Source organism: Bacteroides sp. D55t1_190419_B8 (assembly GCF_015558905.1).
Lineage (GTDB): Bacteria > Bacteroidota > Bacteroidia > Bacteroidales > Bacteroidaceae > Bacteroides > Bacteroides vicugnae.
In genome coordinates, this window is record NZ_JADMOU010000032.1 from 1 (window position 1) to 13,758 (window position 13,758).

Annotated in this window: 7 protein-coding genes; 1 reads left to right on the top strand and 6 read right to left on the bottom strand. The window is 37.1% G+C overall.

The window, feature by feature from the left end:
• Positions 1-348: 348 nt before the first annotated feature.
• The 6 genes from I2I13_RS20475 to I2I13_RS20500 all read right to left on the bottom strand — a co-directional run bounded on the left by I2I13_RS20475 (position 349) and on the right by I2I13_RS20500 (position 10,055).
• The gene (locus I2I13_RS20475; protein WP_195650366.1) at positions 349-1,302 is read right to left on the bottom strand and encodes a DUF4999 domain-containing protein; all 954 of its coding nucleotides are present in this window, start codon (positions 1,300-1,302) and stop codon (positions 349-351) included.
• A 23-nt stretch (positions 1,303-1,325) separates the two neighbouring features.
• Positions 1,326-2,516: a DUF1735 and LamG domain-containing protein gene (locus tag I2I13_RS20480; protein WP_148366795.1), complete on the bottom strand. Its 1,191-nt coding sequence runs from the start codon at positions 2,514-2,516 to the stop codon at positions 1,326-1,328.
• Positions 2,517-2,524: 8 nt separating this feature from the next.
• Positions 2,525-3,658, bottom strand: a complete 1,134-nt coding sequence (locus tag I2I13_RS20485) for a glycoside hydrolase family 18 (RefSeq protein ID WP_195650367.1) — start codon at positions 3,656-3,658, stop codon at positions 2,525-2,527.
• A gap of 27 nt (positions 3,659-3,685) precedes the next feature.
• Positions 3,686-5,236: a SusD/RagB family nutrient-binding outer membrane lipoprotein gene (locus I2I13_RS20490; RefSeq protein WP_148366793.1), complete on the bottom strand. Its 1,551-nt coding sequence runs from the start codon at positions 5,234-5,236 to the stop codon at positions 3,686-3,688.
• Positions 5,237-5,253: 17 nt separating this feature from the next.
• Positions 5,254-8,055: a SusC/RagA family TonB-linked outer membrane protein gene (locus I2I13_RS20495; protein ID WP_229128685.1), complete on the bottom strand. Its 2,802-nt coding sequence runs from the start codon at positions 8,053-8,055 to the stop codon at positions 5,254-5,256.
• Between the two features lie 764 nt (positions 8,056-8,819).
• On the bottom strand, positions 8,820-10,055 hold the full coding sequence (locus tag I2I13_RS20500; RefSeq protein WP_148366791.1) for a site-specific integrase: 1,236 nt from the start codon (positions 10,053-10,055) through the stop codon (positions 8,820-8,822).
• A gap of 377 nt (positions 10,056-10,432) precedes the next feature.
• On the opposite strand from I2I13_RS20500, the gene I2I13_RS20505 reads away from it, so the two are divergent.
• Positions 10,433-13,744, top strand: coding sequence for a TonB-dependent receptor (locus I2I13_RS20505; protein WP_195650368.1), 3,312 nt, complete (start codon positions 10,433-10,435; stop codon positions 13,742-13,744).
• Positions 13,745-13,758 lie beyond the last annotated feature (14 nt).

Consider the following 13,758-nt stretch of genomic DNA (forward strand, 5'->3'; position numbering starts at 1 on the left):
CTTATGCTTATTATAGAATATTTATACGGCTATTTTGTAGATGATAGATAACCCGTTTTTACTGGTAAAAGTATGATAGATACATTTTTTTAGAGTTATCTATCATACTTATTCTTTTGATAATTAGAATATTACTAAAATAAATGATAGTATGATAGATCGTTTTTTCATTGTGTAATGTTTAGTTTAAACTCCTATACAATGAATTAGTTCAAATCTGGTACGGGTTTGAACTAAAGCGTGGTTTTCGGACTGACCTGTATGTTTGTGAGGTATGTTTCTAAGAAAAAGGGTAATCCAATGGGTTACCCTTTATTCTATCATTTCTATGTTATCTATTCATTATGTTTATTCACTTTTGGGTTCGTAAACATTAAATTCTGTAACATCCGTACGACCGTTTGTAGAGATAGTGATAATCTGATATTTCAGATACCGCGTAGTAATAGGAGAGATGAACGTAATATTTTGTGTACTATTACTGGGTATTGTTAATGAACTCAATGATTTCCATGTCGTACCATTTTCAGACTGTAATATTTCCACTTCTCTAGGAGCAAATGCATATCCCCAATGATTCGTTTTGATACCTGTTAAAAGCTTAGTTTCTCCTAAATCAACGGTAAACCAGAATCCTTTATTATTTAGAGCAACGTCAGTTCCAGTCTTGCCATCGATTAAATTATTGGGTGCGCCTTCTACTCCTTCTTCTACATTAATAATCCAACCTGCACGATTATTGATAAGTTGGCTATTGTCAGGAGTACCACTTTTTAGATTGCAGTAGGCAGCTTTATTAATAATGGCAGGTAATGTACTTAAGCTACTGCTAATAACAGTGTTCTTATCATTGGTCGTTACATTACTGATTGAGACACTGAAAGAGAAACTTGTTTTTTCCATGATACTGGCAAATATCGTCGGATCAACCGTTGCTGTGATTTCTTCGGAAGTCATCTGTCCTTCTTTGAGAATAACCTGTGAGGAACTTAAAACGATCTGGCTTGCATCAAGCCCTTCTGTTTCACTTTTTGCACTTAATGTGATAACGATATCTGTAGAGACTGCTTTCTGTGTTTTTACAGTAAAAGCCATCTTAATTTCATCTCCTCCGATTCCATTCGCATCATGAGTCAGATTGAACTTTTTTACATTCCCCGATAAATAGTCATTTCTCTGTAGAGACACATACGTAGCATTCCACTCGTTAAAAACTTCTTCATCATCACTACAGGACGAAATGAACGGTACAAACAAGCCGAGTAGAGTTGCTATTGATAGTGATTGAAATATATTTTTCATATGTACATACGATTAAATTATTACTATTTCCATTCGGTAGATTTATCTGTAGATAAAATACCGTCAATCCAGGTAGGAGTAACAGAAGTAGTCAAAGTATGACCTTTGCCGGTTGCATCTTCGAATACATTGCCTTGTCCTTCATTGAATCGCCAATAAGCTTCCAGACCCACAGATTTTGGGCTAACTTGAGTCATGTTATTCTGAATTTGAGAAGCGGAACGAACTACAGACCAGATACGTGCTTCGCTCATCAAAATCTTACAACCACTCCACCATGTATCGGCAGAAAACCAACTTATACTGGAAAAAATAGTGGGTCCCGATGGAATACTCAAGACACCTGAATCTATTCCGTTAATATAAAGACGGTAAGATGAACCATCGCATACTAGAGCTAGATGTTGCCATTCATTAGGCTTAAAAGAATTGCTTGGATTCAAATAAAGACTATTACGACCCACAACTTGTACTAATGAATGAGCCTTGAAATTTTCATTATCAGACTGTGGGTCTTCAAAACGCAACAAGATATTATTCAGGGCATCACCGTTACCATTACTAAAAATAGCACGATTTCGATTATTCATATTACTTACTTGAAAACGAACCTCTATCGTATATTGTGCATACGTTTCAGATGATTCTGCATATTTATTAGAAGTTAAATTAGCAGAACCGGTAAACATCGGGGCTGAAAACTCAATAATACTTTCAGCTAAAATAACAAAAGTTCCGGTATTTTCCATTGGTGAAATGCTTCCATCCTGCAATACAAGTTTTACAGGCAGCGCATATGATTCTCCTGACTTCATCATTTCCTGGCTAAAAGCTTTCAAGGCAATAGAGAGGGCATCAGTGGCATACTGTCCGGCTTTCACTGTAATAGTTTCCGGTAGTGTATAATATCCTTCAGGCAACATTATATATCCGGTTCCATTAATGTGGTTATAAGCATCCAATACAGATTGGTCCGTGACCAACTTATAATGGTTGTCTGTAGAAGAAAGATTGCTAAGATGCACATTTAGAGTAGTAAAACTTTCGCCAGAGGCTTGTACAGTTACTTTTTGGCTTGTACTTGAAAGTGCTTCTTCAATATAAGCATGTGTGTCTAAAGCATCATATTTCGCATCTCCGCAACTTACCATACTTCCTAAGCCTGCTATAATTGCAGAGAAGTATAAAGTTCTTATATAATTCATACGTTTCATAGTTTACATTAATTTTTAAGTAATGAATGTGATGATGGATTCATAATCTGGATGGCACGACGTATATTCTTATATTCCGGTGAAGTACCAAATTCTGCTTCCATGTGATAAGTTCCTACCCCACCTTTACGAAAACCATTTCTAGGCTGCCAGCGTGCCATACCTTCGAGAGATTTCATTTTATTACCATAACGATCTTTGTAATCATATCCGCCATCCATAGCAGCATCAGTTGCTTCAAAATTTTCAGTCATTATTGTTCTTCTGGTGATTTCTTCCTCACTCATCACCCCATTAAAAGTAGCTATTAATGCCGGTCCCCATACGTTACCATCAATAAGTCTTCCATCCAAATTAGAATCACCACCCGGGTTATAAGCTTGAATAATGAAATAATCAAAGTAAGTCCCAATTTCAGGTTTGGTAGTAATTCTTTGAGGTTCACCATCAATGACCAATAGTTTTCCAGTTCCGGATTTCGGTCCCAGATATTTGCCTAATTCGTCAATAAAGAAAAACAAATGTTCATCTGAATCGACAATATTTCCGGTGTAGGGGCCGGCCACTGGTTCGTAATCTATATCAAATCCATCATAGCCATATAGATTTAAAGTATCTACAATCGCTTTTGCATATTTGCGGATTGAAGTTTCTACTGCTTCTATATTACTTTCGTCTGACGGGTATCCCCAAAAATCATTAATAGCTTCCTGTTTACTATTATATCCCATTTCTTTCCAATTATCCAGTATATTCTGTGGAGTCAGTTTGTCTCCCACACCACCGATAATTGAACAATATATAACTTTTGTACCTTTCATGTTCTGGCAAAAAGCCATATCCTTGCGTTGAGCTTCAGAAAGATTTGTTCCATTATCCCAAATAGAAACAATATCTACGCTATCCGGAATACCGGCTAGAGAGCTTTTCATAAAAGCACCTTCACCTGTCCAGCCACCAAACCAGCCAAAGGCAACTTGGTGATCTGTTTGCTTATAGGCACGCAAGGCCGCATAATATTCATCTGATACGATCGATTCGGGAAAAGTTTTTGCTTCCGACTCCGTCCAGTCATTGCAACCGATCAATGAGGTCGTTGCCAGTGATATGAGTACAATGTATAATAAATAAATTTTCTTCATAAAAGTCCTTTTTATGCATTATATAAATTAGTTCTTCTTAGCCCACTTCAAGTCAGTAGCTTCATTATCAGCACCGTCAAGTTCTGCTACTCCCTGATCATAATTGGCTTTATTGTTTTGTGCCTCTGTATAAGGGAAGCTTAGACGACGCATACCGCGTTGGCTGCTCACACCACAATCAGATAAATTGTCAATGCAAGGATAAAGTTCCGGATAACCTGTACGACGATATTCAGCCCATGCTTCCAATCCTAATGGATAATTGGCGATCCATTTTTGAGTAATGACACGTTGGAAATTCTTTCCATTTACGTTATCAGCCTCGTTGTCATCCCACATCACACTTACTGTATTGGTAATTGTAGCAGTAGCATTTTGCACAGCATCACTTTCATGTGATACGACAGGAGCCTCGTCAATCTTCAAGTATTCAGTGGCTGAAACCTGATACTGTTCCATTGACAAATTAATGCCATCTTCATAATAGGCTTTTGCTGTTTTAGAACCGACATTCCAACCACGCAATTTTCCTTCTGCACGTAAAAAAGCCGTTTCTGCAGCACAGAAAACCATTAATTTAGAAGTTGCCGTATATGCAGGAATAGAGAATCCCGCTGCGTCTGCCTTTTTAAAATCAGCATCTCCAGTACGCATACCTACATATTCATCTGTTTTTCCGGTAAGGGTAGACTTATTAAAGAACTTCGGCATACGTGGATCGTCATATGCATTCATATAGTCTACAATATTTGCATTCACACGCAGATCACCCCAACTTACAGCTGCCAGTTGATATGGATTACTTTGTGTGCCACAAGAAAGCATAGCATTATCCGAGTTACTTTCAATCAATCCTGCCTTATGTGTTACTGCTGCTTCAGCTGCCTCTTGAGCAATGCTTGGCCATGTTCCGCTGATTCGCATTGCAACACGTAAACGCATTGAATTGGCTAGCTTAGCCCAGCCTGAATAATTTCCATCGAAAACCGGATCATTGGCTCCCAATGGGGCATTACCATTTGTTTCTACATAATAGTTGTACAAAACATCAGCTGCATTGGCTAAATCACTTAATATATTAGTATAGACCTGTTCCTGGGTATCATAAGATACATAGAAATTCCCCTTCTTTACTTGGCTGTAAGGCATCGGTCCATAACAATCTGCAACGCGAAGCATCGTTATGGCACGTATCATGCAGGCGAAAGCATAATAGTGTCCGGTAGAATTAGTTGCTTCCTGTATCTGGAAAAAGTTTCCGTATATTTTTTCAAACGGAGTGTTCCAAGGGGTGGCATTCCAGGCGTCACTCTGATTGAATGTGCTGAAGTTTGTACCACTCCATGTGTTAGAACAGCATAAATAGCCACCTAACTGTCCCACCATCTGATCCTGCATTTGAGAGTCATTCTGCTGAATATTCACAATTGTTTCAATCATAGACTTCATCAAAGTAGCAGGGTCTGCATCATGAATTTGATATTGATTCGTATTATACTCCTCAAATTTATCGGTACAGCTTCCTGCCAGTAACAATAGAGCGGCACCGACTGTGATATTTCTTAAATATTTTCTCATAACATTAGCTTTTTCTTTTAGAATTGAACTTTCACATTAAAACCGAAGTTACGCAAGCTGGGTTGCATAAAGTAGTCTACATTCATATAATAGTTACTGGAGGTAGAGGCAGACAATTCCGGGTCGAATGGAGCTTTACAGTAGATCATCCATAAATTACGTCCTACAACACCTAAAGTAATATTCGCCACATTTTTAAACCATCTTTTAGGAAGTGTATAATTTAAGCTCAATTCCTGCAAACGTACATTGGTTGCACTATATAGATAATAACGGCCATAGCCACCTTCACCCGTACCGATAGCTTGGTAATACTTTTGGGCATCAACTTTACCGTTATTAATAGGAATACCACCATTATCACGAGCTGTTGCAGATGATTCCGACACTCCATAATAATCTAAAATACCTTGAGTAGCCGAATAAGCTAATCCGCCTACACGGGCTGATAATACAATTCCCAAGTCGATTCCTTTGTAATTGAAATGATTGGTCCATCCGAGGTTGAAATCAGCATCCAGATTACCGACTTTTACCGGAGTGTTTGATGAAGTGATACCCAGATTACCATTCTGATCGACTTTTATATTACCGTTATTGTCTTTTGTCAGTTGGTTGTATACATAGATATCGGTCATGGAACCTCCTTCTGTCAGGATGACGCGGGGAGCTACATTCTCTTTACCTAACCAACCCACATTCATTTCATCCATTTGGATAGCTTCTCCTGTCACAGGATTCACGCTGCCGCTTGCCAGTCGTTTCACCTTGTTACGGTTTAAAGTGAAGGTAGCATTAGAAGACCATCCGAATCCTGCCCATTTATCACTGAATCCTAAAGCTAATTCAATACCCTGATTTTGCACGTTACCGGCCTGTACAATCGCTTGTTTATATCCGGAAGAAGAGGGGATATCCACCTTAAATGTTTGGTTTAATGTGTTAGAACGATAGTAAGTAGCGTCTAAATTAAACCGATTTCCCCAGAATTTCAAGTTCAAGCCGATTTCCCAGGATTTAGTCTTTTCAGGTTTCATATTGTCCATCGGGTATACGGTCGGATTCGCCCAGTTATGTGTCTGGCTGTTGTATTCGTAACCCGGATTAGTAAGGAAACGATCAAAGGAAGAGGCTACCACTGTATACGAACCGCGTATTTTAGCATAAGAAATCACCTCTGGTAGTTTAACCATTTCTGATAATAAAGCCGATAAACCGACTGACGGATAAAAGAAAGATTTCTGTTTGGAGAATGCGAGTTTTGAATCCCAGTCATTACGTCCGGTTACAGTTAAATACAGTTGATTTTTCCAACTTAATTCAGCACTGGCAAAAATACTTTGAATTTCATCTTCATATCCGGTAGGGTCCGGTTTATAGTTGGCGGAGAAATTAATATTGTTGATCTGGAAGAAGTTGGGAATAACCAGGTCGCCTGCAATATATAACTGATCCATTGAAGTATGATATATGGAAGCACCAACATTGGCTGTTAAATGAAAATCACCGAATGTTTTATCTATATTGGCCAGGAAATCGGCATATAAAGAACGTTCCTGACGCATAGCATCTTCAAAACCACCGCTTACACCACAGAATGTTGTTAATGTAGAAGCTGATTTTTCGTTTTTATTCCGGTAGTCGGAGTTGTCCAGATTGACACGACCGACAACATTGAGCCAATCTGTAGCCTGCCATTTCAAAGAAGCGTTCATCATATAACGTTTCTTGTTGGAAGTACGGTTGATACGATTTTGTATCCAATATGGATTTTGTAATGACAAACTTGCATCACCATAAGGCCAATATTGCTCCATATAGCCGTAGTTAGTATTATAACGTTCATACAAACGAATTTCGTCAAAGTTGTCTCCACGAGGGAATAGATACAGTGATGGGAGAGGGTTATAATACTGTCCTTGAGAAACCATGTTTTTGTTGTTCTGAACGATATATTGTGCACCGATATCCAGAGTAAGCTTATCATTTAGAAAATGGGTGGTATTACGTGCCGTAAAATTATAACGGTTATAGGAGTTGTTCGGAAGAATACCACCAGAGTTAGTTGTAGAAGCAGAAAGATAGGTCTGGTTTTTGGTATTTCCTGTAGATAATGCTACCGAATTGATAACATTGGATCCTGTTTCAAAAAAGTCAGATGGGTTATATCGACGGTTTGTCAATTCTCCCCAGCTGAATAATCCGGAACTTGTGCCATAACGGTTCTGCATATCCGGCATAATATATGCTTTAGAAAAGGTAGTACTGTTGGATACTGTTATGGTAGTTTTCTCTGTTTGGCCTTTTTTAGTAGTAATTAAAACAACACCGTTTGCCGCAGCAGAACCATATAATGCTGCCGCTGAAGGACCGGTCATCATACTGATACTAGCAATATCATCCGGGTTTAAGTCAGCAACGGCATCTGATCCTCCCATGTCTCCGAATAACCCTTCACCACCGCTTTTCCCTGTATTAAAAATAGGTACACCGTCAATCACGTACAATGCATTGTTATCTTTAGTCAGAGATTTCATTCCACGCATAACAACACGTGTGGCACCACCAGCACCGGTTGCACCACTATTAATCTGAACACCGGCAACCTTTCCTGATAGTGAATTCATAAAATTAGCATCCTTTACAGCTGTCAATTCGTCACCTTTTACTTCCTGTACATTATAACTTAATGCCTTTGTTGCACGCTTGATACCCAATGCAGTAACAACAACTTCATCCAATACTTGCGTATCTTCTCCTAAAGTTACTTTCAGAGGTTGAGCATTGGCAAGCGTGATTGCTTGGGAGAAACTGTGCATTATTATGATTAGGGAATAAAATATATAACACCTTTATTATTTATCAATAAGTAATTGTTCAAAATTAAACAGCATTATGCATATGATTGCAGTGTCTTGTCTCTACAATTCATCACCACCAATAATATTTATTATCTTTCACCTTTCTTCCGGACTCCCGATAAACAGGACGTTTACGGGTGAAAGGCGATTCTTTCACCTTACTTGGAAATGAAATATGCTCATAGATTATTTTTTATTGGGATGTTTTTTTTAAACATTGGGATGATTGTAAAAAACATCACAGTGTTTTTTACAATTAACGCAATGATTTTAGAAAGTACTGTTACAACATTCTTTCGATATGAATGTAACGATGAAGAGTCCCCCTTCACCCATAAACGGCCTAGTCACCGGGTGTTCAGAAAAAAGGTGAAGGGGATAGAAAAAAACATATATGTAGGAAAATCAAATATTGTTTTACCAATTCTCCAAAGCATAGCTTTAGCCTACCTAAAGCATAGCTTTTCGTTCCCTAAAGCTATGCTTCAAGTAAGTAAAATGTAGAACAGATACTTATAGACTTTATAAACATTATCATCATGCAAATGGCATATTTATAAAATTTGACGTAAAACTGTCTAATTGATATATAACATAATTTTCCTGTAATTAAAAATAAATATGAAAAGTCCATTTATCTCTTCTGTTTTTTCACAAATTGTTGTATTGAAAAACTAGAGAAAATAAAGAATGTACATACAATTTGCATGCACTATTCTAATTTAAATATTAAAGTCGGTAAGCAATTGAGCATTTCTTATTCTTTCTTCTTTCTCAAAATAGGCTAGATAGTTTTCTGTGACAGCTAAATTGGAGTGCCCCAAACTTTCTGAAATATAAGAAGTCTTAGCACCTGCACGTTTTAGAACTGTTGCAAATGAATGCCTAGCGGTGTAGGTTGTTAATTGAGAAATCCCTGTATTTTGAGCTATCTTTTTGAGTCTTCTATTGCATTTAGTAACAATACGCCTCACTAGCCTAACTCTTTCAAACGCATTTTCTGTTCCGTCAGCGTATTTAAAGATATATGTTTGTGGATTAATTCTAGGATTCCCCCATTTATGAATGATATTCCACATTTCCGGAGTTATTATTGCATGTATTTCTTTACTATGTTTAGCTGTCCTCGAAGTTTTAGAACGTACAAAGCATATCTCTCCATCTACAATATTTGAATACTGAAGAAATAGTAAATCCATGAAATTGATACCATTGCATAAATAAGAAAATACCCATAGATCTCGAAACTCTTCTATATCTTTTGTTCCATCTTGATAGGACATTACTTTTTTTATATCAGCAAGAGTGAGTGCTAATTTACGTCCACAGCCTTCAGGAATCTCATATTTATTTTTTCCAAAAGGAAATGATGATTCTTTTAATATGCCATCTTGTATAGCACGATTTAGTATGCACTTTAAAGCTCTGAAATAAATACTAATGCTTGAATAGCTCTTACCTTTTGAAAGCCAGAAACGCTCACATCGTTTGAGCCAATCTACTGTAATTCTTTCTAAAGGAATATATGTTCCGCCAAAACTCTCTAAACTTTTTAGTGCACTCTGATAACTTAGATAAGTACTTGCCTGCTCATTGTCTTTTAGTTCTTTCATTTTCAGATTAAAAGCACTATGCAGGTTCATATCTTTCATTTGTCTTCCTAACCTAATACTTAAAGTCTCAATATTAAATTCACCCTTTTGTATTAGTTCATTAATGTGCCGTTTTACATTAGAAAAACTACTTTCTATATCACTTCGTATCTCTGTCAATAACCTGCTTTTCGCTTTTAGCAGTCTGTTCCAATCTTCTTTTGAAAGTTCCTTTCCTGTTGAGTAATACTTTTGTTTTCTTCTGAATACCACTTGAACTTTAATAGGAAACAACCCGCTCTTTTTCACTCTTCTGGTATCTAATATGGTTAATACAGAGACTCCATCTCTTGAATATTTGAACATAAAAATGAATGTTTATATCTATACATTAACTGAAATATACATGATTTGTATGCAAAATGTATGCAAATATAATAAATCAGCCTGATTTCAATAAGTGTATAAGATTCTATTTATCAAATATTTGAGTATTTATTTTTCAATTAGGAATTTGCTTCTATTATTTTTTTTCAAAAAAAATCCTATCTTCGTTTAGTAAGGTTACAACATAGAATGTATTACTATTGAATAAGCGCTTATGGAATTTATTTTAAGTGTAACCTTTAAATTTATTAATTATGAGAAACAGAGATACATGAAACCTTTGTGTGAAAACGGTAATTTTAGTTACCGTTCCTAATTAAACTCCCTAAAAACTATTTCTAATTAAAAAGAATAAGATGAAAGAAATTATAAAACACAAGTTCTCATACTTGTTATTCTTCCTTTTGTTGGCTTCGTGTTTTGCTTCAGTTTATGGGCAAGAACGAACGATCACTCTTAATCTATCAAAAGTACCCTTAAATACTGCTTTGAAAGAAGTTGAGAGACAAACCTCAATGTCAGTAGTCTATAACACAAATGATGTCGATATAAATCGCATCGTATCCATCAAGGTAACAAAAGAATCTCTGAATAATGTAATGAATCAGTTGTTCAGAGGAGTTAATGTCAGTTTTTCAATAGTAGATAATCATATTGTACTTTCTGCAAAGAGTAATAAAGAAGATCAGCAGAAAAAAGCTCCAATTATGGCGAGTGGTACTGTTACCGATTCAAAAGGAGAACCATTGATCGGAGTTAGTATTCTGGTAAAAGGAACTTCAAATGGTACTATCACTGATATGGATGGAAATTTCAAAATACAGGCTGCCAAAGGTGATGTACTTGAAGTATCTTATATCGGTTATGCCTCCCAAGCAATCACGCTTGCCAATGCTCAACCTCTGAAAGTAACTTTAGGAGAAGATACGCAAGTATTGGATGAAGTTGTTGTTACTGCATTGGGTATCAAGCGCTCGGAGAAAGCTTTGACGTATAATGTACAACAGGTGAAAGGGGATGAACTTACAACTGTAAAAAGTACAAACTTTATGGGAGCACTGGCTGGTAAGGCAGCGGGAGTGCAGATTAATTCTAGTGCTTCAGGTCCTGGTGGTGGTGTAAAGGTGGTAATGCGAGGCGCTAAATCTATCACGCAAAACAATAATGCACTCTATGTGATTGATGGTATTCCAATGTACAATCGCGCTTCTTCTGGTGGTGATGGAGCGATGGCAACGCAACCGGGCAGTGAATCAATTGCTGACATTAATCCGGATGATATTGAAAGTATGTCATTGCTGACAGGACCTTCTGCAGCTGCGTTATATGGATATGAAGGGGCTAATGGAGTTGTTTTAATTACTACTAAGAAAGGGCGTGCTGACAAGACAACTGTGACTTATAGTAATAATACTACATTCAGCGATCCTATGATGATGCCAAAGTTTCAGAATACTTATGGTAATATGACGGGGGAAGTGATGAGCTGGGGATTGGAAACGGATAAGAGATACGATCCTGCAAAGTTCTTTAACACAGGAAGTAATGTATCTAATACACTTTCTCTTTCCACTGGCAATGATAAGAGTCAAAGTTATATCTCTGTAGCTACAACTAATGCAGCAGGCATTATGCCTAATAATGACTACGATAGATATAATTTCTCATTTCGTAATACTACCAATTTTCTGAATAATAAGTTTATTTTGGATACAAGTGCCAACTATATTATTCAAAACGATAAGAATATGGTATCTCAAGGACAGTATTTCAACCCGCTTACTTCTTTGTATTTGTTTCCACGTGGTGAAGACTTTTCTGATGTAACTGTATATGAACGTTATGATGATTTATCGGGGGTAAATACACAGTATTGGCCATATGGTGATTTAGGAGGTGTTTCATCTCAGAATCCTTATTGGATTATGAATCGCATGAACCGTGAGAATGATAGAAGACGTTATAAGTTGGCTGCCAGCCTACAATATAACATCATTGATGGGTTAAATGTGCAAGGACGTGTGAGCATTGATAATACCGAAAGTAAATATACAGAAAAATTCCACGCTGGTACAGTTGGTAACTTTGCTGGTTCGAAAGGGCGATATAAAGAAGAAAACCGTCTGGACAGACAAGTTTATGCGGATGTATTGGCGAACTTCAACAAAACATTCAATGAGTTTAATGTAACAGCCAATTTGGGTGCTTCTATTAAAGATCTCCGTATGGAATTGACTTCTTTACATGGAGACTTGAATAATGTGACTAACCATTTTACTATCGAAAATCTGACACGCAGCGGTTATTATAAAGTAAATGCTGATGGTTTAAAGCGTCAGACTCAATCAGTTTTTGCCAATGCGGAAATTGGATGGAGAAGTTTTCTCTACTTAAGTCTTACCGGACGTGCTGACTGGGATTCTTCTCTAGCTCTTTCTGAAAGAGGAAATAAACCATTCTTCTATCCTTCTATCGGTATTTCAAGTATTTTGAGTGAAGTTATTGATTTGCCCGAATGGTTTTCATTCTTGAAAGCGCGTTTCTCTTTCACTTCTGTGGGTAATGCCTATGATCCATATTTAACAAAGGTGCGTTATACGTATGACGACCAACTAGATCAATACAAAGCAGAATCCCTGTATCCGAACTCTGATTTGAAACCTGAAATTACCAAATCTTATGAGGCGGGATTGAATATGCGTTTCTTCAAAAATACATTGAATTTTGATATTACCTATTACAACTCTGATACGCGTAACCAAACGTTTGCTGCACCTCTTCCGGCAAGTTCTGGTTATACAGCTGTCAACATCCAGGCAGGTAGTGTACAGAATCAGGGTATAGAGATGGCTTTGGGATACAAAAATGAATGGCGTGATTTTGGTTGGTCCAGTAATTTTACTTTTACTTATAATAAAAATAAAATCAAAAGGCTGGCAGATGGTGTAACTAATAGAATAACAGGTGAACCGATTGAAATGCCTTATGTAGACAAAGCTAGATTAGGAGGATCAACTTCACCGGTAGTACGTCTGACAGAGGGTGGTTCTATGGGAGACTTGTATATCAACCGTGACTTCAAACGCGATAATAATGGTTATATTTATTTGGATGCCAAGACTGGTTTGCCGAGTATGGTGGAGACTGAATATCGGAAAATTGGTTCATTGCTTCCAAAAGTTAATTTAGGATGGAGAAATTCATTTACTTATAAAGGTATACGTCTGAATGTATTGTTAAGTGGACGTTTTGGTGGTTTGGTTGTGTCTAATACACAAGCGTTTCTTGACCGTTGTGGCGTTTCCGAATATAGCGCGCAACTTCGTCAGGCTGGAGGTGTAATGATCAACAACAGAAATGTGTCTGCTAAAGATTATTTGGGTATAGTAGCGGCTGGTACTGGTGAAGGTGACCATTATGTGTACGAAGCAACCAATATCCGTTTGCAGGAGGTTAGTCTTGAATATACACTTCCTAAAAAATGGTTATATAACATTGCTGATGTGACATTAGGTTTAATTGGAAACAACCTCGCTATGATATATTGCAAGGCACCGTTCGATCCTGAATTGGTTGCGTCATCTACCAGCACTTTCTATACTGGTGTGGATTATTTCATGCAGCCTAGCTTGAGAAACATGGGATTTAGTATAAAAGTACAATTCTAATAAAGCAACGAATA